Source organism: Streptomyces sp. NPDC056527, from assembly GCF_042794475.1.
Lineage (GTDB): Bacteria > Actinomycetota > Actinomycetes > Streptomycetales > Streptomycetaceae > Streptomyces.
The window spans coordinates 141,270-164,250 of record NZ_JBHTTQ010000007.1 but is presented as its reverse complement, the minus strand read 5'-3'; the positions used below and the strand labels follow the sequence as shown (position 1 = coordinate 164,250).

Sequence of the window (22,981 nt, the reverse complement as noted above, 5' to 3'; positions counted from 1 at the left end):
AAGAGACAGCATGCCGGAACCGCCCCACGCGTCGCGCTCTGTTACTTCCTGCTGTAGTTCGGCGCCTCGACCGTCATCTGGATGTCGTGCGGGTGGCTCTCCTTGAGGCCCGCCGAGGTGATCCGGACGAACCGGCCCTTCGACTCCATCTCCGCGACGGTGGCGGCACCGACGTAGCCCATGGTCTGGCGAAGACCGCCGACGAGCTGGTGCAGGACGTTGGACAGCGGGCCGCGGTAGGGAACCTGGCCCTCGACGCCCTCGGGCACGAGCTTGTCGTCGGAGGCGACCTCGGCCTGGAAGTAGCGGTCCTTCGAGTACGACCTGCCCTGGCCACGGGACTGCATGGCGCCGAGCGAGCCCATACCGCGGTACGACTTGAACTGCTTGCCGTTGATGAAGAGCAGCTCGCCGGGCGACTCCTCACAGCCCGCGAGGAGGCTGCCGAGCATCACGGTGTCGGCGCCGGCGGCCAGCGCCTTGCCGATGTCGCCGGAGTACTGCAGGCCGCCGTCACCGATCAGCGGGACACCGGCGGGACGGGCCGCGAGAGAAGCCTCGTAGATGGCGGTGACCTGCGGGACGCCGATGCCCGCGACGACACGGGTGGTACAGATCGAGCCGGGACCCACGCCGACCTTGATGCCGTCGACGCCTGCGTCGATCAGCGCCTGCGCGCCGTCACGCGTGGCGACGTTGCCGCCGATCACGTCGACCTTCACGCTCGACTTGATCTTCGCCATCCAGCTCAGGGCGTTGCTGTTGTGGCCGTGCGACGTGTCGACGACCAGGAAGTCCACACCGGCGGCGGCGAGCGCCTGGGCGCGCTCCAGCGCCTCGGGGCTGGCGCCCACGGCGGCACCGACGAGCAGGCGGCCCTCGGCGTCCTTCGCGGCGTTCGGGTACTTCTCCGCCTTGACGAAGTCCTTGACGGTGATCAGGCCCTTGAGCACGCCCTCGTCGTCGACCAGCGGCAGCTTCTCGATCTTGTGGCGGCGCAGCAGCTCCATGGCGTCGACGCCAGAAATGCCGACCTTGCCGGTGACCAGCGGCATCGGCGTCATGACCTCGCGGACCTGACGGCTGCGGTCGCTCTCGAAGGCCATGTCGCGGTTGGTCACGATGCCCAGCAGCTTGCCGTCCGGGTTGGTGACGGGGACACCGCTGATGCGGAACTTGGCGCACAGGGCGTCCGCCTCGGCGAGCGTCGCCTCCGGGTGCACGGTGATGGGGTCCGTGACCATGCCGGACTCGGAGCGCTTGACCAGGTCGACCTGGTTGACCTGGTCCTCGACCGAGAGATTGCGGTGCAGCACGCCGACGCCGCCCAGACGGGCCATGGCGATCGCCATGCGGGACTCGGTCACCTTGTCCATCGCCGCCGAGAGCAGCGGAATGTTGACCCGGACGTTGCGGGAGATACGGGACGAGGTGTCGACCGCGTTGGGGAGCACCTCGGATGCTCCCGGCAGCAGCAGTACGTCGTCGTAGGTCAGCCCGAGTGTCGCGAATTTACCGGGCACTCCGTCGACGTTTGCAGTCATGACACCTTCCCCAATGGCCTTGATCGGTGCGGATGTCCATGCTAACGGGCCTCGACGGTGTCTCATTCCACGATCAAGATCAGAGAGCAGCTTTGGACGTTCGTACGTATACGTGAGGGCCACCGGCCCTCGCCGACCCTTACTGCTCGGCCAGTGCGCGCAGTCGGCTGAGCGCGCGGTGCTGCGCCACCCGGACGGCCCCCGGAGACATCCCGAGCATCTGCCCGGTCTCCTCCGCGGTGAGCCCGACGGCGACACGGAGCACGAGCAGTTCGCGCTGGTTCTCCGGGAGGTTGGCGAGCAGCCTCTTGGCCCATTCGGCATCGTCGCTGAGCAGCGCGCGCTCCTCCGGGCCGAGGGAGTCGTCGGGCCGCTCCGGCATCTCGTCGGAGGGCACGGCCGTCGAGCCCGGGTGCCGCATCGCGGCCCGCTGCAGATCGGCGACCTTGTGTCCGGCGATGGCGAAGACGAAGGCCTCGAACGGCCTGCCCGTGTCCTTGTAGCGCGGCAGCGCCATCAGGACGGCGACACAGACCTCCTGCGCGAGGTCCTCGACAAAGTGGCGAGCATCACCGGGCAAGCGGTTCAGCCGCGTCCGGCAATAGCGCAGGGCGAGCGGGTGCACACGCGCCAGAAGGTCGTGCGTCGCCTGTTCGTCGCCCTCGACGGCACGGTGAACGAGTGCACCGATCACCGTTGGCTCGTCGTCGCGCATCGCTCCATGGTGCCTTGACGTCTGAGAATTCGCGGCACCGCGTTCGTAGTTGTGCACCGAAGCGTTATGAGTAGGCGCGCTGGAACTCATCTCCTGCGCCCTCCCCTCCCGCTCGATCGACTCGTCCCCGAGGAACTCCACACCCTCAAGGATGCGGCATCCCGCGCGTAAGTGACACAAGCTGCTCCGCAGCGGGGACACAAGCTGCCCCGCACGGGCTTCACAAGCGGCTCCGCACGGGCTTCACAAGCGGCTCCGGGGCGGCGTGGCAAGCAGCTCCGCACCGGCTTCACAAGGGCTCCGCGCCGGCGACAGGAGCAGCTCCGCACCGGGGGCGGAACCAACTCCACCGCGGGGACACCAGCTGCTCCGCGGTGGGGATACAGGCCGCTCCGGAGCGGACCCCGGCCGGTGCGCGAGTCACTCCCACCGGGCCCACAGCCTTGCTCCGCAGCGCCGCCTTGCTCCGCAGCGCCGATACGAGCGCTCCCGCCGCGGGGCCACACACCGCTGCCGCAGCGGGGACACGAGGCCGCCGCGGCAGGGCTTCGACTAGCGGACCAGGCCCCAGCGGAAGCCGAGGGCGACCGCGTGCGCCCGGTCCGACGCGCCCAGCTTCTTGAACAGCCGGCGGGCGTGGGTCTTGACCGTGTCCTCGGAGAGGAAGAGCTCGCGCCCGATCTCCGCGTTCGACCGGCCGTGGCTCATGCCCTCCAGCACCTGGATCTCACGCGCGGTGAGCGTCGGCGCCGCACCCATCTCGGCCGACCGCAGCCGGCGAGGGGCGAGCCGCCAGGTCGGGTCGGCGAGGGCCTGGGTGACCGTGGCCCGCAGCTCGGCGCGCGAGGCGTCCTTGTGCAGATAGCCACGGGCGCCCGCGGCGACCGCGAGCGCGACACCGTCCAGGTCCTCCGCGACCGTGAGCATGATGATGCGGGCGCCGGGGTCCGCGGACAGCAGCCGACGGACGGTCTCCACGCCGCCCAGACCGGGCATGCGTACGTCCATCAGAATCAGGTCCGAGCGGTCCGCGCCCCAGCGGCGGAGGACTTCCTCGCCGTTGGCCGCGGTGGTCACGCGCTCCACGCCGGGCACGGTCGCGACCGCGCGGCGAAGCGCTTCTCGGGCAAGCGGGGAGTCGTCGCAGACGAGGACGGATGTCATGGCCGCCCTCCGCAGCTGATGCGCGTCACCTTGAGCCTCCAGGGCTGGTACGTATCGTCACCTGTGCGGTTGACGCCCTCGGACACCTGCCCGAGCACTTGTTCCTTCAACCGCCTCCGCACACTCAACGACGGTCACTCGAAAGAGTTACGGGCCGGACGGCCGCCTTCGGCACTCTACGTGAGGAGGCGTGTGCGGAGGAGAGCCACGCAGGTCATGCGCCCATCACCCGGAAGCTATGCCCCATTTAGCGGGTTTTCTTCCCTTTTCGCGGTGTCTGTGGCTAGATTCGCAATGAGTCATATTTACATCTACTTAGATAGTAGTTGTACGGTCGGGTCGTGCCCGTGAGAGCGGGTACGCGAGACCCATGGGGGGCGAAGGGCCCCCGGATCATCAGCCATCCACCCGCCCACCTATCCGTTTCGACACGGTTTCAAGGGGACAAGCGCAATGGCAGATTTCTCCCGCCTTCCCGGACCCAACGCCGATCTGTGGGACTGGCAGCTGCTTGCGGCCTGCCGCGGAGTCGACAGTTCCCTGTTCTTCCACCCCGAGGGAGAGCGCGGCGCGGCACGGAGTGCGCGTGAGAACTCGGCGAAAGAGGTCTGCATGCGGTGCCCGGTACGCGCGGAGTGCGCGGCACACGCACTCGCCGTGCGGGAGCCCTACGGCGTCTGGGGCGGCCTCACCGAGGACGAACGCGAAGAGCTCATGGGACGAGCCCGCAATCGCCTGATCACGGCATCGGCATCGAGTTCGGCAGGCGTGGGGCGCGCCTGAAGGTCTGAAGGAACGTTTCTGCTCGTGCAGGGAAGGGGCCGGGTCCGCATCCCACCCGGCTCCACGGAGCCGCGCCGCACGCGGCCCGGGGGCGTGCGGCGCGGGAAGCGGCGCGCTGCGCCCGCAGGCGTGGGGCGCGCGTGTCAGTACCGCGCGTCGCAGTAAGAAGGGGCCACCACGCGCGCGTGGCCGCTTGCCCGCGTCGCGCACAGAAGGCGCTCACGCGCGCCCAGCCGCATGGACGGCGCCGCCACACAGGCGCTTACGCGCACCCAGCCGCACGGACGACGCCGCACACCCGCCGACGCCGCACACCCGCCCGGCCGCACGGACGACCCCGCACACCCGCCCGGCCCCGCGGACGCGTCTACGCGCGCGTGGCCGCTCGTGTCAGTTCGTCCAGGGTCGCCGCGACGGCCGGGACCTGGGCCAGGTCCGGCAGCGTGAGGGCGACGATCTCGCGCTCCACGGCCGGCTCCACCGCCACGGTCCGCGCGCCCTTGGGGCGTACGGACTCGATCGCGAGCGCCGGGAGGACGGCCACGCCCAGGCCGGCACCCACCAGTCCGACCACGGCCGGGTAGTCGTCGGTCGCGAAGTCGATGCGCGGGGTGAACCCCGCCTCCTCGCAGACGTCCACGAGCTGGCGGCGGCAGCGCGGGCAGCCGGCGATCCAGGACTCGTCGGCCAGTTCGGCGATGCTCACCGACTCGGCGCCGGCGAGCCGGTGCGCCTCCGGCACGAGGCCGACCAGGCGGTCGGCGAGCAGCGGACGGACGACGAGGTCGTTCCACTCGTCGGGGCCCGCGCCGTAACGGAAGGCGAGCGCCAGGTCGCAGTCGCCCTCGCGCAGCATCTCCACCGAGCGCGGCGGCTCGGCCTCCACCAGCGAGACCCGGGTGCCCGGATGCGCCGCGCGCAGGGCGGCGAGGGCGGTGGGGACCAGGGTGGAGCTGCCGCTGGGGAACGAGACCAGGCGGACGCGGCCGGCGCGCAGGCCGGCGATGGCGGCCACCTCCTCCTCGGCGGCCGTCAGGCCCGCGAGGATGCCCGAGGCGTGTCTGACCAGGGCCTCGCCCGCCTGGGTGAGCCGCATCTCGCGGCCGGTCCGGATCAGCAGGGGCGTGCCGGCGGAGGATTCGAGCGCCTTCATCTGCTGGCTCACCGCGGGCTGGGTGCAGCCGAGTTCGCGCGCGGCGGCGGAGAAGGAGCCGGTCGCGGCGACGGCGCGCAGGACGCGGAGATGGCGGGCCTCGATCATAGGTCGAGCATAAGCGATTCTTGGGCCTCGCGGCGAATATTCGTTCCTGGCTTTGAGGAAGCGTCGCCTAGGGTGCCGTCATGAAGCTGATCAGCGTGAATGCCGGACGCGCCGAGGCCGTGTCGTACACCGACTCCCCCACGGGAATGTCGGGGATCGACAAGCGCCCGGTCGAGGGGCGGGTACGGGTCGAGGCTCCGAGCGCGCGCGGGGTCGGGGCGAGCGGGCTCGCCGGGGACGCGGTGTGCGACCTGCGCTTCCACGGCGGCGACGACCGGGCGGTGACCGCCTTCGCGCGCGAGGACATGGACGCCTGGGAGCGCGAGCTGGGCCGCCCGCTGACCAACGGCTCGTTCGGCGAGAACCTCACCACGCTCGGGCTCGATGTGAACGGCGCCCTGATCGGCGAGCGTTGGCGGGTCGGTTCGGACGTGGTCCTCGAAGTGACGGGCGGCCGGATCCCCTGCCGTACGTTCGAGGGCTTCGTCCGGGAGAAGGGGTGGGTCCGCCGCTTCACCCGGTCGACCGCCGGTCCTGGCGCGCTGCTGCGGGTGATCGAGCCGGGCGAGATCGCGGCCGGCGACGCGGTGGCGGTCGTGCACCGGCCCGCGCACGCCGTCACGGTGGCGCTCCTGCACCGGGCCGCGACCACCGAGCGCGCGCTGCTGCCGAGCATGCTGGTCGCGGCCGAGTGGATGGAGTCGGGTCTGCTCCGGCTCGCGCGCACCTACACGGAGAAGTACGGCACCGGCTCCTGACCGCCGGGGCCCCGGCACGGGGCACTAACGTGCCGCGTATGACGACTGCATTGATCACGGGCGCGACGGCGGGCATTGGGGCCGCCTTCGCGCGGAGGCTGGCGGCGGACGGTCACGATGTGGTGCTCGTGGCCCGCGATGTGAAGAGACTGCGCGAGCAGGCGACCGAACTGCACGACCGGCACGGCATCGAGGCCGAGGTACTGGCGGCGGATCTGGCCGACGAGAAGGGCATCGCGGCCGTGGAGGCCCGGCTCTCCGATGCCAGGCAGCCGGTGGACCTGCTGGTGAACAACGCCGGTTTCGGCAACAAGGGCCGGTTCCTGGAAGTGTCCATGGCCGACGAGTTGAAGATGTTGACGGTGCACTGCGAGGCGGTGCTGCGGTTGACGTCGGCCGCGGCGGAGTCGATGCGGACGCGCGGCCGGGGCGGGGTGGTGAACGTGGCCTCGGTCGCCGCGTTCGTCCCGCGTGGCACGTACGGGGCGTCGAAGGCGTGGGTCGTGCAGTTCACCCAGGGCGCCGCGCGGGATCTCGGGGGTACCGGGGTGCGGCTGATGGCGCTCTGCCCTGGCTTCGTCCGGACGGAGTTCCACGAGCGGGCCGGGATGGGGACGGACAACATCCCGAGCTGGATGTGGCTCGACGCGGACAAGTTGGTGGCGGCGGCGCTGGGCGATCTGGCGCGGGGCAAGACGCTCTCCATCCCGGACCCGCGCTACAAGGCGCTGATGGGTGTGGTGAAGCTGGCGCCTCGTGGTCTGCTCGGTGGGGTGTCCTCCAAGGCGGGCCGCAAGTACGGACCGAAGTGACGGTTGCCCGGCGCGGGTCCCGGTGACGAGCCGGGGGCCGGTCCGGGGCCACTCGACGCGGGACCCTCGCCCCGATGTTCGGAGTCGACGCCGCCGACACGTCGTGTCCGAACGGGTCCCGGTGATCGAGCGGGAGGGCGGGGGTGATGGCAAGGGCGAGGCAGGCGTACCGCGCGGGGTCACGAATCCCGTGGGTCGAGGGCCAGTCGGGCCGTCGTTCCGTTCTCCCAGGTCACGTGCAGCGTGCGGCCCGAGACCCGGACGGCTGCGAGGGCGGACGCGGGCGCCGGGTCGGGCTCGGCGGTGAGTGACGCGAGGGTGACGAACAGACTCTCGGGGCCGCTGGTGGAGCCGTGGAGCGCGGCGGTGCGGGTGGCCGGGCCGCCCTGGAGCGTGGATCCGGTGGCGAGTTCGACGGGCTCCGTGGCCGGCGGAAAGCCGTGGACCGGGTGGAGTTGGGCCGTGGGGCCCTCGGGGGTGGTGGCCCAGCCGGTCTGACGTACGGGAGTTCCGTCGGGCGCGCCGAGGACGAGGTGGGCGCGGACCTCGGTCCGGCCGTGGGCCAGGGTCGCGGAGAGGATCCGGACACCGGGGAGCGGGGTGTGCAGGGAGGCGGCCCAGTCGGGACCGGTGCCCAGGGGGGTCGCGGGTCCGCGCCGGGTGACCTTGCCGTCGAGGACCAGGGCGAAGTGGTTGTCGGGCTGGTCGGGCGGGGTGGTGGGGCCGGTGCGGGTGGAGTAGGCGTAGCGGGCGTAACCGGAGTCGTCGGGGCCCGACGGGTCGCTGCTCACATGGTTGCTGCCGTGGTTGTGGAGGCGCACGATTCCGTCGGTGGCGGTGGACTGGATGAGCAGGCCGGCCGGGGCGACGGGACGCACGGTGTCGGCTCGTTCGGCGGGCAGGGGTTCTTCGGCGTCGGTCCAGGCCGGGTGGTCGGCGGGGAGGAGCAGACCGAGGAAGCCCTTGGCGGCCCAGTACGGGGAGGCGGGTCCGGAGTAGCTCTGGACGACGGGTTCGTACGGGCCGTGCCAGCCGAGGGTGAGCAGACCGCGCTCGTCGGCGGCGCCCCGGTCGAGGAAGTACCGGAGTGTCCCGGAGGCGAGGCGGCGGGTGGCGCCGGGAGTCAGCGGGGTGTGTCCGGTGAGGGCTCCGAGCCAGGGGGCGGCGGCCGCGGCGAAGCGGTAGGTGAGCGAGCGGCCGTACGGGAGGGGGGATCCGTCGCCGTCGAAGAGGTGGGCGTAGTCGTCGAGGTGGCGCCGCAGCCGGGGGCCGTAGCGGTCGAGGAGGTCCTGGTCGCCGGCGAGGTGGGCGTGGAGGACCGGGTAGAGGTGCAGGGCCCAGGCGTTGTAGTGGTCGAAGGCGCGGTTGTCGCCGTCGCTGTACCAGCCGTCGCCGAGGTACCACTTCTCCACGCGTTCGAGGGAGCGGTCGATGGTGGCGGTGGCGCGGTCGGTCTCGATGCCGGCGTCCTGGAGGAAGCCGGCGACGGTGAGGCCGAAGAGCCACCAGTTGTTGTCGACCGGGGAGGGTTCGAGGGCGGGCAGCAGCCACTCGACAACGCGCTGCCGCGTGCGGTCGTCGAGGGTGTCCCAGAGCCAGGGGCGGGTCAGCCGCAGTCCGAGGGCGACGGATGCGGATTCGACGACGGCCTGGCGCACGTCGGTGAGGAGCGGCCAGGAGTCGGGGCCGTCGCCGCCCGGGGCCTCCGTGCCGGCGGCGAGGCCCTCGGCGTGGAAGGCGAGGTGGCCGTGCGGGTCCTCGCCCCGGGCGCCCGCGACGCGGAGGGCGGCGAGGAGGAACGTACGGGCGTGGCCTTCGAGGCCGTCGGAGCGGACGCCGGACCAGCTGGGGCGGGGGCCCGGGAGGTCGATCAGTCCGTGGCGGGGCGAGGCGTACGGCCGTACGGCGAGGAGGAGGCGGTCGGCCGTGTCCTCCCAGTGGGCGCGGGTCCAGCCGGTGAACGGACTGAGCTCACGGTTCTCGGGCGGCGTGGGCATGATGCTCCCTGAGGCGGACTTCGGCGTCGCCGGGAATCATGAACGCGCCTCGATCGAACGTCAACAGTTCCGACCGAATGATCGAAAAGCCTTCGATTCGATCATTCGACGTGAGAAGGTCTGACGACAAGGCCGGCGGAGCGCCGGACCACCCACACCGCAAGGGGGAGACACGCCGTGCGTGAGAGTGCCGCCGAACGACACGACCGACTGCTGGCCCTGGTGCGCGACCGCGGCACGGCCCGCGTCGCCGACCTGGCCACGCTCCTCGGGGTCTCTCCCGTCACCGCCCGCCGCGATGTCGAGGCGCTGGCGACGCAGGGGCTGCTCGACCGGGTGCACGGCCAGGTCTCCTGGCCGGAACGGACGGAACGGCAGGAACGCCCGGAGAGGCCGGAGCGCCAGGTCGATCCGGGTGCGCGGCGCCCCGGCGAGGGACTGGTGCTCGGGCTGCTCGCGCCCTCCGCCACGTACTACTTCGCCGAGGTCATCCGCGGCGCGCACGAGGCCGCGGCGCGCGCCGGGGCCCGGCTGGTGCTGCGGATCTCGGACTACCGGCCGGAGGAGGACCGCGCGCGCACCGAGGGCCTGCTCGCGGCCGGCGCCGAGGGGGTGCTCGTCGCGCCCGGCTGGCGCGGGCCCGAGGACCGGCTCGCGTACGGGGACTGGCTGGCCGAACTGCCGGTGCCCGCCGTGCTCCTGGAGCGCAGAGCCGACCCCGGCACGCCCCTCGACGCCCTGGACCGGGTGGTCTCCGACCACGGCCACGGCGTCCTGCTCGCCCTGCGCCACCTGCTGGAACTGGGCCACGGCACCCCTCTGCTCGTGGCCCGCGGCGACAGCCCGACGGCGCTCGCGGTGCGCTCCGGGTACGCCGAGGCGCTGGGCACCCTGGGCCTCGACGCACCCGGCCCGGTGATCGATTCGGTACCGGCCGATCAGGACCCGGAGGGCTTCGAGCGCGCCGTACGGGCCCTGTTCGACGCGGTGTCCTCCGGCCGGGTGAGCGCGGCCGTGGTCCACAACGACGTGGACGCGATCGAGATCGTCCAGCGCCTGACGGACCTGGGAGTGAAGGTTCCGGAGGACCTGGCCCTGATCGCGTACGACGACGAGGTCGCCGCGCTCGCCGACACCCCGCTGACGGCGGTCGCCCCGCCCAAGCGCCAGGTCGGCAGGCACGCCACGGAACTGCTGGTGGAACGGCTGACGGAGGCGTACGGAGGCCCTGACGAGGAGCCGGCGCGGCGCCATCTGAGCCTGCTGCCGCGGCTGCGCGTGCGAGCCTCCTGCGGCGCTCCCCCGGGAGCTCGCCCCATCTGATCGATTCGATCCTTTTTCGATCAATCAATCTTTCGCTCTTGACTTCGCTCAGGAACGGTCACAGGATCACGGCCACACACCCCGTGTCGCCCCCGTCCTCAGGAGCCGAGTCGTGAGCCGTACTTGGAGCAGAACGTCCCGTGTCATAGCCGGAACCGCCACCGCCCTCGCCGTTCTGACGGCCTGTGGCGGCGGTGAAGGCGGTACCGACGCCGCGTCGAGCGGGCCCGTGACCATCACCTTCTGGGGCTGGGCCAAGGGCTCGAAGGACGTGGTCGACGCCTTCAACGCCTCCCACAAGAACATCCAGGTGAAGTTCGAGGAGATCCCCTCCGGCAACGCCGGCGGCTACGCCAAGATCTCCAACGCCGTGAAGGCGGGCAACGCCCCCGACCTGGTCTCCATCGAGTACCCCTCGCTCCCCGAGTTCGTCAGCTCCGGCGCCCTGCAGGACATCGGCGGCGAGTTCACCGAGGCCGACCGCGGAAAGCTGCTCCCCCAGGCGGTGGAGCTCACCACCCTCGGCGGCAAGACCTGGGCCGTCCCCTTCGACGCGGCCCCGCAGGCCTTCTTCTACCGCAAGGACCTCTTCGCCAAGTACAAGGTCGAGGTCCCCACGACCTGGGACGCGTTCAAGGTCGCCGCGGAGAAGGTGAAGAGGGCCGACGCCAAGGCCCGTATCGCGACCTTCTTCCCCGACGACCCGACCACCTTCGAGGCGATGGCCTGGCAGGCCGGCGCCCAGTGGTTCAAGGCCGAGAACGACACCTGGAAGATCAACACCACCGACCCGGCCACCACCAAGGTCGCCGACTACTGGCAGGGTCTGATCGAGGCCGACCTCATCCACAAGAACGCCTCGTTCAGCCCCGAGTGGACCGGTTCGCTCAAGAACGGCACCACCATCGGCTACCTCGGCGCCTCCTGGGGCGCGGGTGTCCTCAAGGGCACCCTGCCCGAGCAGAGCGGCAAGTGGGCCGTGGCGCCCATGCCCAGCTGGGACGGCAAGCCCGCGAGCGGAATCCTCGGCGGCACCACCTTCGCCGTGACCAAGGACAGCAAGAAGACCGCGGCGGCCGTCGAGTTCGCCGAGTGGATGGCCACCACCGAGGCCGGCGTCAAGGCCCGTATCGCCTCCGGCACCTCCAGCGCCTTCCCCGCCGCGGCGGCCCTGCGCCCGGTCGCCAAGGCCGCCTTCGACGCGAGCTACTACGGCGGCCAGGACATCTACGCCCTCTTCGAGCAGTCCAGCACCTCCATCAACCCGAACTGGACCTGGGGCCCCACCACCGGCACCACCAACCTGGCCATCAAGGACCGGTTCGGCAAGGTCACCAAGGGCGGCCCGACGATCGCCGACGCGATCAGGACCGGACACGAGGCGACGGTCGCCGAGCTCACGAAGCGCGGCCTGAAGGTCGAGGGCTGACCGGATGAACGCCCGCACCCGTGCCGCAGCGTTCCTGCTGACCCCCTTCTTCGCCCTGTTCGTCGCGGTGATGGTCGTGCCGATCGGATACGCGGTCTGGCTCAGCCTGTTCACCGAGAAGCAGTCGGGGCTGGGCTTCGGCGGCACCGAGACCGTCTTCAGCGGGCTCGACAACTACACCGCGGCACTGGGTGACCGGGCCTTCCTCGAGGGCTTCGGCGTACTGCTCGGATACTGCCTCTTCTACATTCCGCTGCTGCTCGTCGGGGCCCTCGGCCTCGCCCTCCTGCTCGACTCGGCGCTCGCCCGCGCCCGCCGCTTCTTCCAGCTCGCGCTCTTCCTGCCGCACGCCGTCCCCGGCATCATCGCCGCGCTGATCTGGGTCTACCTCTACACGCCCCAACTCAGCCCGGTCGTCAAGGCGATGGAGGCCGGCGGGATCGGCTTCGACTTCTTCTCGCCCGAGGGCGCACTTCCCTCCATCGTCAACATCGCGCTGTGGGAGTGGCTCGGCTACAACATGGTGATCTTCTACGCCGCCCTGCAGGCCATCGACCGCTCCGTCCTGGAGGCGGCCACCGTCGACGGCGCCGGCTCCTGGCGCATCGCCTTCAGCATCAAGATCCCGCTGATCCGCGCCTCGCTCCTGATGGTCTGCCTGTTCACGATCATCGGCTCCCTCCAGCTGTTCACCGAGCCGCTGATCCTCAACAAGGGAACGGGCTCCGCCGTCACCTCGACCTGGACGCCGAACATGTACGCCTACACCGCGGCCTTCGACCGCAACGACTACGGACTGGCCGCCGCCGCGTCCGTCCTGCTGGCCCTCACAGCGGCGCTGCTCTCCTTCGCCGTCACCCGACTGACCGGCCGCCGGAAGGGGAAGCGCGCATGAGCCCGTCCCGCACCCGCCCCACGAACGTCTGGCTCTCGAAGACCGCCGTCAACGGCGCGCTCGTCCTCGCCGTCGTCTACATGCTCTTCCCGCTCGTCTGGCTGCTGACCGCCGCCACCAAGGACGCGGGCGGCCTGCTGGCCGGCAACGCCTTCTCCTTCGAGGGCTTCGACCTCGGCGGGAACCTCTCGCGCCTCGCCGAGTACAACGACGGCATCTACTTCCACTGGTACGCCAACAGCCTGCTGTACGCGGGTCTGGGCGCCCTCGCCTGCTCCCTGGTCAGCGTCGCCGCGGGCTACGCCTTCGACAAGTACCACTTCCGGGGCAAGGAGAAGCTCTTCGGCCTCGTGCTCCTGGGCGTGCTCGTCCCCACCACGGCGCTCGCGCTGCCCATGTACCTCCTCGCCAGCGAGGTGGGCATCGTCAACACGTACTGGGCCGTGCTGATCCCCGTCCTGGTCAACCCCTTCGGGGTCTACCTCTCCCGGGTCTTCAGCTCCGGCTACATCCCCGACGAGGCGCTGGAGGCCGCCCGTATCGACGGCGCGGGCGAGCTGCGCACCTTCTGGTCGATCGGTCTGCGCATGATCATGCCGGGCTTCGTGACCGTCTTCCTCTTCCAGTTCACCGCCATCTGGAACAACTTCTTCCTCCCTCTGGTGATGCTCTCGGACCAGAAGCTGTACCCGCTGAGCCTCGGTCTGTACGCGTGGAACAGCAACGCCCACGCGGAACCCGACTTCTACCCCCTCGTCGTCACCGGTTCCCTGCTCGCCGTCGTCCCCCTCGTCGTCGCCTTCGTCTCCCTGCAGCGCCATTGGAAGGCCGGTCTGACCGCCGGCAGCGTCAAGTGAGGAGCCCGGGTCCCACGATGCACCCCGCCACCGACAACCGCCCGCCCCTCCTTCTCTCCATGGGTCCCGGCATCGCCGAACGGCTGCTGACCGACGCCCACCGGGCCCGCCTCGACGCCCTGACCCGCACCGACCCGCACCTCGTCGCCCACGACCTCACCGCGCCCGGCCCGCGCGTCGCCGCCGCCCTCGCCGAGGCCGAGGTCCTCCTCACCTGCTGGGGCGCCCCGCCCCTGACGGCCGCCGTCCTGGACCGCGCGCCCCGCCTGCGTGCGGTCGTCCACGCGGCCGGCTCGGTGAAGCACCACATCACGGACGCCTGTTGGGAGCGCGGCCTCGCGGTCACCTCCGCGGCGGCGGCCAACGCGCTTCCCGTCGCCGAGTACACGCTGGCCGCGATCCTCTTCGCGGGCAAGCGGATCCTCCCCTCGGCCCTGCGGTACGGGGCGGTCCGCGCCGACGACGCATGGACGGCGGAGTCGGCGGTCTGGGGCAACTACCGGCGCACGATCGGCCTGATCGGCGCCTCCCGGATCGGCCGCCGGGTCATCGACCTGCTGCGCCCCTTCGACTTCGAGGTGCTGCTGTACGACCCGTACATGGAGCCGGCCGAGGCCCGCGCGCTCGGCGTGGAGCTGGTCGACCTCGACGCGCTGTGCGCCCGGAGCTCGATCGTCTCCATCCACGCGCCGCAGCTCCCCGCCACGTACCGGATGATCGGCGCGCCGCAGCTGGCCGCGATGCCCGACGGCGCGACCCTGATCAACACCGCCCGCGGCTCCCTGATCGACGAGTCGGCCCTCCTCCCCCACCTCCGCCGAGGCCGGCTCCACGCGGTCCTCGACGTCACGGACCCGGAGCTCCCGCCGCCGGACTCACCGCTCTGGGCGCTGCCCAACGTCCTGCTCACCCCGCACGTGGCGGGCTCGTTGGGCAACGAGCTGCACCGGATGGCGGACCAGGCGCTGGAGGAGGTGGCGCGGTACGGCCTGGGGCAGCCGTTCGCGGACCCGGTCCGGCCTTCGGACCTGATGCGCTCGGCCTGACGGTCACGCGTGACCGGTGCGCCTGTCGCGGGGGACGATCCGAAGCGGATCGAACCGTCGCCAGGCCGCCGGGAGCACGTATCGCGGGCGTATCGGGAATCGCATACGCCACCGCAACGGCCCGCGGTCTCCAATGGCGGCATGAACCTCGACGCCTCCGTGTCGGCGCCACCCCGCCGCACCCGCAAGGTCGTGCTCCTCTGTCTGGCGGTCCTCGGCTTCGCGAGCGCCTTGTTCGTCGTGCGGGGGCCGCTCATGATGTCCGCCCCGAGGTGCATGGCGGGGCGGTGGCACGGCTGCCTCGACACGTTCAACGGTGTGGTGCTCATGACGTTGGTCGCGCTGCCGTTGACCGTTCTGGTGGCGTGGGCCCTGGCGCTCCGTCGACGTGCCGCCGGCGTCACTCCGGCGTGGCGGCTGTCGCTGGCCGAGGTGGCCATGGTCCACGGGACGCTGCCGTTCCTCTGGATGACCATGATGCCGGGCGCCGGGGCCGGCACGGTCCCCGCCCGGGTGAGCCTCGTACCGCTGCGGGACCTGGTCACGATGGGGTCGCTCGGGATCGTCGGAAACCTGCTGGTCTTCGCGTCGCTGGGGTTCTTCGCCCCGATGCGGTTCGCGGCGCTGGCCTCCGTGCCGCGGATCCTGGCGCTCGGGGCGGGCTGCTCGGTCCTGGTCGAAACCGCGCAGTACATGCTGCAGCTCGACCGGGTGTCCTCCGTGGACGACGTCCTGGTCAACGCCGCAGGCGCCGCAGGGGCCGCGCTCGCGTCGCGCCGCTGGTGGCGCACCACGGCGCAAGCGCCGTCCGACCGGCCTCGCCCCGCACTCGCGGCGACGGGCTGAGCCGTCCGGTGTGCAGACGTCTTCACATACGTCGGCGATAGGTTCCGCTGCCTAGGCTTCGGACATGCGCGTACTGATCGTGGAGGACGAGCCCTATCTGGCCGAGGCGGTCCGGGACGGTCTGCGGCTGGAGGCGATCGCCGCCGACATCGCCGGGGACGGCGACTCCGCCCTGGAACTGCTCGGCATCCACTCCTACGACCTCGCGGTCCTCGACCGCGACATCCCCGGCCCCTCCGGCGACGAGGTCGCCCGGCGCATCGTCGCCTCCGGCAGCGGCATCCCGATCCTCATGCTCACCGCCGCCGACCGGATCGACGACAAGGCTTCCGGGTTCGAGATCGGCGCCGACGACTACCTCACCAAACCGTTCGAGCTGCGGGAGCTCGTCCTGCGGCTGAGGGCGCTCGACCGCAGACGCGCGTACGCCCGGCCCCCGGTCCGCGAGATCGCGGGGCTGCGGGTCGACCCCTTCCGCCGGGAGGTCTTCCGCGACGGACGCTACGTCGCGCTCACCCGCAAGCAGTTCGCCGTCCTCGAAGTCCTCGTCGCCGCCGAGGGCGGGGTCGTCAGCGCCGAAGAGCTGCTGGAACGGGCCTGGGACGAGAACGCCGATCCCCTCACCAACGCCGTGCGCATCACCGTCTCCGCACTGCGCAAGCGGCTCGGCGAACCATGGATCATCGCCACGGTGCCGGGTGTCGGCTACCGCATCGAGACCGGCTCCGACACCACACGCCCCGGCAGTACGCATGGATAGACGCCCGGGGCTCAGCGTCCGGCTGAAACTCACCCTCAGCTACGCCGGCTTCCTCGCCGTCGCCGGCGCTCTCCTGCTGGCCGTGGTGTGGGGGTTCCTGCTGCGCTACGTGCCCGACAACCCCCAGGGCCTTCTCGGGGTCTCGCCCAACCGCTACCTGCTGGTGCGCACCTTCTTCCCCGCCGCGGCCGTGGCGATAACCTTCCTGCTCGTGTTCGGCCTCGTCGGGGGGTGGATCCTCGCCGGGCGGATGCTCGCGCCGCTCACGCAGATCAGAGACGCGGCCCGGATGGCCGGGACCGGGTCGCTGTCCCACCGGATCCGCATGAAGGGCCGCCAGGACGAATTCCGCGAACTCTCCGACGCGTTCGACTCGATGCTCCTGCAACTCGAGTCCCACGTCGCCGAGCAGCGGAGGTTCGCCGCGAACGCCTCCCACGAACTGCGCACCCCGCTGGCCATCTCGCGGACGCTCCTCGACGTCGCCCGCAAGGACCCCACCCGGGACCTCGACGAGGTCATCGAGCGCCTGCACGCCGTCAACACACGGGCGATCGACCTCACCGAGGCCCTCCTGCTGCTCAGCCGCGGCGACAGCGGAGCCTTCACCCGCGAGAGCGTCGATCTCTCCCTCGTCGCCGAAGAGGCCGCCGAAACGCTGCTCCCCCTCGCGGAACAGCGCGGGATCACGCTCGACGTCAGCGGCGGGGCCGCCCGGACCAGCGGCTCCGCGGAGCTGCTGCTGCGGATGGTGACGAACCTCGTCCAGAACGCCGTCGTCCACAACCTCCCCGCCGGCGGCACCGTGACGGTCCGCACCGAGGCGGAGGGCGACACGAGCGTGCTGCGGGTCGAGAACACGGGCCGTCCGCTCCCGCCGGACCTGGTGCCGACCCTCACCGAACCCTTCCAGCGCGGAACGGAACGCGTACGCACCGACGAGCACGTCGGAGCCGGTCTCGGACTGGCCATCGTGCACAGCGTCGTCCGCGCCCACGACGGGAGCCTCGACCTCGTCCCCCGCCCCGCCGGCGGTCTCCTCGTGACGGTCCGGCTTCCCGGCACGCCGTAGGCATCGGGCGACCTCCAGCGGGCCCCTGTCGGGGAACGCGCGCGACCCGTGCCACCAGGGCGCCCGGAAGCCCTGGTCCTAGACTGGAAGGGTCCCACCCGGTCCGGGAGGCGTCATGACATTCGTACAGATAATCGATTGCAAGACCAGCCGGTTCGACGATCTGAACCGGCTCATGGACAAGTGGGTCGAGCAGACCAAAGGCAAGCGGACGGCCAGCCACAGCGTCATCGGCAAGGACCGCTCCGACTCCGACCACCTCGTGGAGATCGTGGAGTTCCCCTCCTACGAGGTGGCGATGACCAACTCACAGCTTCCGGAGACCGATCGCATCTTCCGGGAGATGGTCGCGCTCTGTGACGAGATGCCGACGTTCACGGACCTGGACATCGTGCGGGACATCCAGCTGTACAAGTCGAACTCGCGCCGGTTCTTCGAGCTCATCGCCTCCGAGGGCGAGCTTCCGCCGCTCGACGAGGTGCTCGCGGAGGGGTACCACGACCACGACCCGTCCAACGAGCAGGACGTCATCGGCATGGACGCGGTCCGCCGCGAGGTGGAGATGTGGCGGGGTGGGTTCGACTTCAACTTCACCGTCAACGACCAGATCGCCGAGGGCGACCGGGTGTGCACGCGGTGGACCTGGGTGGGCACGCACACCGGTGACTTCATGGGACTCCCGCCCACCGGCACGAAGGTCTCCATGACCGGCACGACCATCCACCAGTTCCGTCAGGACGGGAAGATGGCGGAGGGCTGGTGGCAGTACGACCTGCTCGGGCTCATGGGGCAGCTCGGCGCCGTGGAGGCGTAGGAGATCCCGAGAGTTTCCCGAGAAACACCGAGGCCCGGCGCCCCCTCGACGGGGACACCGGGCCTCGGCTGTCAGTCAGGTGCCTCAGTGGGAGTGGCCGTGACCGTGGCCGTGGCCCGCGTCCGCCGGCTCCTCTTCCTTCTTCTCCACCACGAGGGTCTCGGTGGTGAGGAGGAGGGAGGCGATCGAGGCGGCGTTCTCCAGCGCGGAGCGCGTCACCTTCACCGGGTCGATGACGCCGGCCTTGACCAGGTCGCCGTACTCGCCGGTGGCGGCGTTGAAGCCCTGGCCCTTGTCGAGCTCGGCGACCTTGGAGGTGATGACGTAGCCCTCCAGGCCGGCGTTCTCGGCGATCCAGCGCAGCGGCTCGACCGCGGCGCGGCGCACGACCGCGACACCGGTGGCCTCGTCGCCGGACTTGTCGAGGTTGCCCTCGAGGACCTTGACGGCGTGGACCAGAGCGGAGCCACCACCGGAGACGATGCCCTCCTCGACCGCGGCGCGGGTCGCGGAGATGGCGTCCTCCAGACGGTGCTTCTTCTCCTTCAGCTCCACCTCGGTGGCGGCGCCGACCTTGATCACGCACACGCCGCCGGCCAGCTTCGCGAGGCGCTCCTGCAGCTTCTCGCGGTCCCAGTCGGAGTCGGTGGACTCGATCTCGGCCTTGATCTGGTTGACGCGGCCCTGCACGTCCGAGGAGTCGCCGCCACCGTCGACGATGGTGGTGTCGTCCTTGGAGATGGTCACGCGGCGGGCGGTGCCCAGCACGTCCAGACCGGCCTGGTCGAGCTTGAGGCCGACCTCCTCGGCGATGACGGTGGCACCGGTGAGGGTGGCCATGTCGCCGAGCATCGCCTTGCGGCGGTCGCCGAAGCCCGGGGCCTTGACGGCCACGGCGTTGAAGGTGCCACGGATCTTGTTGACGACCAGGGTCGACAGGGCCTCGCCCTCGACGTCCTCGGCGATGATCAGCAGCGGCTTGGAGGAGCCGGCCTGGATGACCTTCTCGAGGAGCGGCAGCAGGTCCTGGATCGAGGAGATCTTGCCCTGGTGGATCAGGATGTACGGGTCGTCGAGGACGGCCTCCATACGCTCCTGGTCGGTCACCATGTACGGGGACAGGTAGCCCTTGTCGAAGGCCATGCCCTCGGTGAAGTCGAGCTCCAGACCGAAGGTGTTGGACTCCTCGACGGTGATGACACCGTCCTTGCCGACCTTGTCCATCGCCTCGGCGATGAGCTCGCCGACCTGCTGGTCCTGCGCGGAGAGCGCGGCCACGGCGGCGATGTCGGACTTGTCCTCGATCGGACGGGCGGTCGCGAGCAGCTCGTCCGAGACGGCCTTGACCGCGGCGTCGATGCCCTTCTTCAGGGCGGCCGGGGAGGCACCGGCGGCGACGTTCCTCAGACCCTCGCGGACGAGCGCCTGGGCGAGCACGGTGGCGGTGGTGGTGCCGTCACCCGCGATGTCGTTGGTCTTGGTCGCCACCTCCTTCACCAGCTGGGCGCCGAGGTTCTCGTACGGGTCCTCGATCTCGACCTCACGGGCGATCGTGACACCGTCGTTGGTGATGGTGGGGGCGCCGAACTTCTTGTCGATGACGACGTTGCGACCCTTGGGGCCGATCGTCACCTTCACCGTGTCGGCAAGCTTGTTGACGCCGCGCTCAAGGGCGCGACGGGCGTCCTCGTCGAACTTCAGGATCTTCGCCATGGGAGCGATTCAGCCCTCTCGGAATTCGTGGTGTAACTGGTGAAACGAACTGCGCCCCGGACGCCCGGTGCGGGGTCAGGGGCGCAGCTCAAAGCATCTGCTTCGGTACTTCGGTGAATTACTTCTCGACGATCGCGAGCACGTCGCGAGCCGAGAGGACGAGGTACTCCTCGCCGTTGTACTTCACCTCGGTGCCGCCGTACTTGCTGTACAGCACGATGTCGCCGGCCTTCACGTCGAGCGGCAGGCGCTCGCCGTTCTCGAAGCGGCCCGGGCCCACGGCCAGGACGACGCCCTCCTGGGGCTTCTCCTTGGCGGTGTCCGGGATGACCAGGCCAGAGGCCGTGGTCTGCTCGGCGTCGAGCGGCTGGACCACAATGCGGTCCTCGAGCGGCTTGATGGCAACCTTGGAGCTGGTGGTCGTCACGATCCGACCTCCCCCTTCGGAGATCTCACGGGGTTAACTGTCTGAGGTGGCGACCAGGTGGATCCGTCGTCGCGGGTGCCGGACCTGCCCGTCGCTGTGTTGGCACTCTCCAGTGGGGAGTGCCAGAGCCGAGACTATGACTGCGATTAGCACTCGGTCAAGCGGAGTGCCAATTCGGTGCGGTGTGGCGGTCGACCTCAGCGCGACGCGACCCTCGACGTCGGCGCGGCGGGACGCTCGGCCGCCGGTACGAGAACGGCACCGGGGACGCGATCGTTCCGGACGGTCCGGTCCCGGGCCGCCTGCTTCCGGACCGGCTCCCGAAGGTCCCGCAGGTCCCCGTCCGGACCCCCGCCCACCCGCTCCGCCGCCTTCCGGCCCAGGCGCTCGATCGGGTCGACCGACGAGGCGCACCCCGTCACCCCCAGAAGCGCGCCGGCGAGCGCGAGGCCGGTCGCCAGCCGGCGCGCCGCGGTCACACGTAGTCCTCGAGCTTCGCGACCGCGTACCCCTTGGCGGTGATCGTCTTCATCACGCGCCGGATCATGTCCGCCATGGAGCCCTTCCAGTCCTCCTTGCCCCGGAAGTGCGTGAGCACGATGTCGCCGGGGTGCAGGTCCCGGTCCCACTCGCGCCACTCCATCCGGTCGGGGAACGCCTCGGCGGCCCAGAGCGGGACCGCCTTGACCCCGCACGTCTTCGCCGCGCGCAGGGTGTCCTCGTTGTAGTTGCCGTAGGGCGGGCGGAAGAGCGGCGGCCGCTTCCCGTACCGCTCCTCGATGACGTCCTGCATCCCGCAGATCTCGCGCTTCTGCTTGGCGTACGAAAGGCCCGGCAGGTAGCGGTGGTTCAGGGTGTGGTTGTGCAGGGCGACGCCGGAGCCCTGCATCTTCTTGAAGTAGCCGTAGTCGTCCTTGACGACGTAGTCGCTCAGGAAGGCGCTGTACGGGATCTGCAGCTCGCTCATCATCCGCAGCAGTTCGGGGTCCTTCTCCGCGCCGTCGTCGATCGTCAGGAAGACGACCTTCTCCTTGGTCGGCACGGTCGTGAAAACGGGCGGCAGACCCTCTCCGTCGGTCTCGAAGCCCTTGCGGGTGGTGATCTTCGGCTTCACCTCGGGAGGGGCCGGAGCCTCCAGCGGGGGCCGGTCGAGGCCCCACTTCTTGGCGGCGAGCACGCGGGCCGCCCGCTGCTTGCGGACCTTCTCGACATACGCGTCGAGAGCGCCTGCGGCACCCTGCGCCTGGGGCTGTCCGGCGGCGGGCTTCGCGGGCTCCTTGCGCGCCTCGTCGGTCTCGCCGGACGGTCCGGCACAGGCCGAACCGAGCGCGGCGACGACCAGGACCGCGCCCGCCGATCGCCTGAGGCGATGCGGACGAGGCGTCTGCAATGAAGGCATCTGTTCCTTTTGTCGTACTAGCTGCATGGCGCCGCATCCTGTCAGCGCCGATCCCTCACGGACCCCCGACACCGCCGCCCGGACGCGCACCGTCCCCCGGCTGGCCCACAATGGGACGGGTGACCGACCTCGCCGCCTTCACCGCCCTGCACACTCCGGAGGGCCGGACGCTGCTCGCCGCCCTGCGCGACTACGACCCCGCCCAGGAACTGGCGGTCGCCTCACGGCTGCGCCGCGATCACCCCACCGAGTTGGTCTCCGCGGCTCTCGGGCAGGCCCGGCTGCGCCAGCGCGCCGTGGCGAAGTTCGGCGCCGAGGACGCGCACCGGATGTTCTTCACGCCCAACGGCGTCGAGCAGTCGACCCGCGCGACGGTCGGGGCCTACCGCGCCGAGCGGTTCCGGGCGCTCGGGGTCCGCCGCGTCGCCGACCTCTGCGGCGGGATCGGCGGGGACGCGATCGCCTTCGCCCGGGCCGGGATCTCCGTCCTGGCCGTGGACCGCGACCCGCTGACGGCCGAGGTCGCCCGCGCGAACGCCGAGGCGCTCGGGCTCGCCGATCTGATCGAGGTGCGGTGCGCGGACGTGACCGAGATCGACACGAGCCCGTACGACGCCGTCTTCGTGGACCCGGCGCGGCGCGGCGGGAGGGGCCGGATCTTCGACCCTGAGGCGTACTCGCCGCCGCTCTCCTGGGCGGTCGAGGCCGCCCGCAAGGCCCCGCACGCGGCGCTGAAGATCGCCCCCGGCGTCCCGCACGAGGCGGTGCCGGAGGAGGCCGAGGCCGAGTGGATCTCGGACGGCGGGGACGTGAAGGAGGCCGTGCTGTGGTTCGGCACCGCCCCCGGCGCCCGGCGCGCCACCCTGCTGCCCGCCGGCACGAGCCTGACCGGCCGCGGTCTCCCCGACCCCGCGCCGCGCCCGGTCGGCCGCTACCTCTACGAGCCGGACGGCGCGGTCATCCGCGCCCATCTCGTCGCCGAGGTCGCCGAGGAGCTGGACGGTGGCCTGATCGACGAGACGATCGCGTACATCACGGCGGACGCCCTCACCCCCACGCCGTACGCCACCGCCTACGAGATCACCGACGAACTCCCCTTCAACCTCAAGAAGTTGAAGGCTCTGTTGCGCGAACGCGAGGTCGGCACGCTGACGGTGAAGAAGCGCGGCTCGGCGGTCGAACCGGAGGAGATCCGCCGCCGCGTCAAGCCGAAGGGCCCGAACTCCGCCACGGTCTTCCTGACCCGCGTCGCGGGCGCGCCCACGATGCTGATCGGCGGCCCGGCGAGGGCCTAGGGCGTGTCGCAAGGCCCCCGCGCCACACGGCACCGGTCGGCGCTCCACCAACCGGCCGACCGCACGAGTCC

Annotated in this window: 22 protein-coding genes; 13 read left to right on the top strand and 9 right to left on the bottom strand. The window is 70.9% G+C overall.

Annotation, left to right across the window (positions count from 1 at the left end):
- Positions 1 to 41: 41 nt before the first annotated feature.
- The 3 genes from guaB to ACFQ7Q_RS06675 all read right to left on the bottom strand — a co-directional run bounded on the left by guaB (position 42) and on the right by ACFQ7Q_RS06675 (position 3,423).
- Entirely contained in the window at positions 42 to 1,544 is a 1,503-nt protein-coding gene (gene guaB / locus ACFQ7Q_RS06685) for an IMP dehydrogenase (protein WP_383550639.1), read from the bottom strand.
- A gap of 139 nt (positions 1,545 to 1,683) precedes the next feature.
- Positions 1,684 to 2,259: a sigma-70 family RNA polymerase sigma factor gene (locus ACFQ7Q_RS06680; protein WP_383550637.1), complete on the bottom strand. Its 576-nt coding sequence runs from the start codon at positions 2,257 to 2,259 to the stop codon at positions 1,684 to 1,686.
- Between the two features lie 552 nt (positions 2,260 to 2,811).
- Positions 2,812 to 3,423: a response regulator transcription factor gene (locus ACFQ7Q_RS06675; RefSeq protein ID WP_003948568.1), complete on the bottom strand. Its 612-nt coding sequence runs from the start codon at positions 3,421 to 3,423 to the stop codon at positions 2,812 to 2,814.
- Positions 3,424 to 3,876: 453 nt separating this feature from the next.
- On the opposite strand from ACFQ7Q_RS06675, the gene ACFQ7Q_RS06670 reads away from it, so the two are divergent.
- On the top strand, positions 3,877 to 4,206 hold the full coding sequence (locus ACFQ7Q_RS06670) for a WhiB family transcriptional regulator (protein ID WP_329117047.1): 330 nt from the start codon (positions 3,877 to 3,879) through the stop codon (positions 4,204 to 4,206).
- Between the two features lie 367 nt (positions 4,207 to 4,573).
- Here the strand turns inward: ACFQ7Q_RS06670 and ACFQ7Q_RS06665 are convergent, their stop codons facing one another.
- Complete coding sequence (locus tag ACFQ7Q_RS06665; protein ID WP_383550635.1) at positions 4,574 to 5,467, bottom strand: LysR family transcriptional regulator; 894 nt, start codon at positions 5,465 to 5,467, stop codon at positions 4,574 to 4,576.
- A gap of 80 nt (positions 5,468 to 5,547) precedes the next feature.
- On the opposite strand from ACFQ7Q_RS06665, the gene ACFQ7Q_RS06660 reads away from it, so the two are divergent.
- Positions 5,548 to 6,225 carry an MOSC domain-containing protein gene (locus ACFQ7Q_RS06660; RefSeq protein WP_383550633.1) on the top strand — a complete coding sequence of 226 codons (678 nt, stop codon included), beginning with the start codon at positions 5,548 to 5,550 and terminating at the stop codon, positions 6,223 to 6,225.
- Positions 6,226 to 6,263: 38 nt separating this feature from the next.
- A complete protein-coding gene (locus ACFQ7Q_RS06655) occupies positions 6,264 to 7,037 on the top strand; it encodes an SDR family NAD(P)-dependent oxidoreductase (protein ID WP_383550631.1) in 774 nt (257 codons plus the stop codon).
- Between the two features lie 179 nt (positions 7,038 to 7,216).
- On the opposite strand, the gene ACFQ7Q_RS06650 is transcribed toward ACFQ7Q_RS06655, so the two are convergent.
- The gene (locus ACFQ7Q_RS06650; protein WP_383550629.1) at positions 7,217 to 9,034 is read right to left on the bottom strand and encodes a DUF2264 domain-containing protein; all 1,818 of its coding nucleotides are present in this window, start codon (positions 9,032 to 9,034) and stop codon (positions 7,217 to 7,219) included.
- Positions 9,035 to 9,211: 177 nt separating this feature from the next.
- Between ACFQ7Q_RS06650 and ACFQ7Q_RS06645 the strand changes: the two genes are divergently transcribed.
- From ACFQ7Q_RS06645 to ACFQ7Q_RS06605, 9 genes are all read left to right on the top strand, one after another.
- A complete protein-coding gene (locus ACFQ7Q_RS06645; RefSeq protein ID WP_383550627.1) occupies positions 9,212 to 10,357 on the top strand; it encodes a substrate-binding domain-containing protein in 1,146 nt (381 codons plus the stop codon).
- 112 nt (positions 10,358 to 10,469) lie between these two features.
- The gene (locus tag ACFQ7Q_RS06640; protein WP_383550625.1) at positions 10,470 to 11,786 is read left to right on the top strand and encodes an ABC transporter substrate-binding protein; all 1,317 of its coding nucleotides are present in this window, start codon (positions 10,470 to 10,472) and stop codon (positions 11,784 to 11,786) included.
- 4 nt (positions 11,787 to 11,790) lie between these two features.
- On the top strand, positions 11,791 to 12,681 hold the full coding sequence (locus tag ACFQ7Q_RS06635; RefSeq protein ID WP_383550623.1) for a carbohydrate ABC transporter permease: 891 nt from the start codon (positions 11,791 to 11,793) through the stop codon (positions 12,679 to 12,681).
- Positions 12,678 to 13,538: a carbohydrate ABC transporter permease gene (locus tag ACFQ7Q_RS06630; RefSeq protein ID WP_383550621.1), complete on the top strand. Its 861-nt coding sequence runs from the start codon at positions 12,678 to 12,680 to the stop codon at positions 13,536 to 13,538. Before ACFQ7Q_RS06635 ends, ACFQ7Q_RS06630 begins: the two co-directional genes overlap by 4 nt.
- Positions 13,539 to 13,555: 17 nt before the next feature.
- Complete coding sequence (locus ACFQ7Q_RS06625; RefSeq protein WP_383550619.1) at positions 13,556 to 14,584, top strand: hydroxyacid dehydrogenase; 1,029 nt, start codon at positions 13,556 to 13,558, stop codon at positions 14,582 to 14,584.
- A 141-nt stretch (positions 14,585 to 14,725) separates the two neighbouring features.
- Positions 14,726 to 15,430 carry a VanZ family protein gene (locus tag ACFQ7Q_RS06620; RefSeq protein WP_383550617.1) on the top strand — a complete coding sequence of 235 codons (705 nt, stop codon included), beginning with the start codon at positions 14,726 to 14,728 and terminating at the stop codon, positions 15,428 to 15,430.
- A 64-nt stretch (positions 15,431 to 15,494) separates the two neighbouring features.
- Positions 15,495 to 16,190: a response regulator transcription factor gene (locus tag ACFQ7Q_RS06615; protein WP_383550615.1), complete on the top strand. Its 696-nt coding sequence runs from the start codon at positions 15,495 to 15,497 to the stop codon at positions 16,188 to 16,190.
- Complete coding sequence (locus tag ACFQ7Q_RS06610) at positions 16,183 to 17,262, top strand: sensor histidine kinase (protein ID WP_383550613.1); 1,080 nt, start codon at positions 16,183 to 16,185, stop codon at positions 17,260 to 17,262. Before ACFQ7Q_RS06615 ends, ACFQ7Q_RS06610 begins: the two co-directional genes overlap by 8 nt.
- Before the next feature lie 115 nt (positions 17,263 to 17,377).
- Positions 17,378 to 18,076: an ester cyclase gene (locus tag ACFQ7Q_RS06605; protein WP_383550610.1), complete on the top strand. Its 699-nt coding sequence runs from the start codon at positions 17,378 to 17,380 to the stop codon at positions 18,074 to 18,076.
- Positions 18,077 to 18,160: 84 nt separating this feature from the next.
- Here the strand turns inward: ACFQ7Q_RS06605 and groL are convergent, their stop codons facing one another.
- From groL to ACFQ7Q_RS06585, 4 genes are all read right to left on the bottom strand, one after another.
- Complete coding sequence (groL, locus tag ACFQ7Q_RS06600; protein WP_383550608.1) at positions 18,161 to 19,789, bottom strand: chaperonin GroEL; 1,629 nt, start codon at positions 19,787 to 19,789, stop codon at positions 18,161 to 18,163.
- Positions 19,790 to 19,907: 118 nt separating this feature from the next.
- Positions 19,908 to 20,216 carry a co-chaperone GroES gene (gene groES / locus ACFQ7Q_RS06595; RefSeq protein ID WP_362362055.1) on the bottom strand — a complete coding sequence of 103 codons (309 nt, stop codon included), beginning with the start codon at positions 20,214 to 20,216 and terminating at the stop codon, positions 19,908 to 19,910.
- 197 nt (positions 20,217 to 20,413) lie between these two features.
- Complete coding sequence (locus tag ACFQ7Q_RS06590; RefSeq protein ID WP_383550606.1) at positions 20,414 to 20,695, bottom strand: hypothetical protein; 282 nt, start codon at positions 20,693 to 20,695, stop codon at positions 20,414 to 20,416.
- Complete coding sequence (locus ACFQ7Q_RS06585) at positions 20,692 to 21,615, bottom strand: polysaccharide deacetylase family protein (protein ID WP_383550604.1); 924 nt, start codon at positions 21,613 to 21,615, stop codon at positions 20,692 to 20,694. The genes ACFQ7Q_RS06590 and ACFQ7Q_RS06585 overlap by 4 nt, the downstream gene beginning before the upstream one ends.
- 110 nt (positions 21,616 to 21,725) lie before the next feature.
- Here ACFQ7Q_RS06585 and ACFQ7Q_RS06580 point away from each other — a divergent pair, with 110 nt between their 5' ends.
- On the top strand, positions 21,726 to 22,910 hold the full coding sequence (locus ACFQ7Q_RS06580; protein ID WP_383550602.1) for an SAM-dependent methyltransferase: 1,185 nt from the start codon (positions 21,726 to 21,728) through the stop codon (positions 22,908 to 22,910).
- Positions 22,911 to 22,981: the final 71 nt, after the last annotated feature.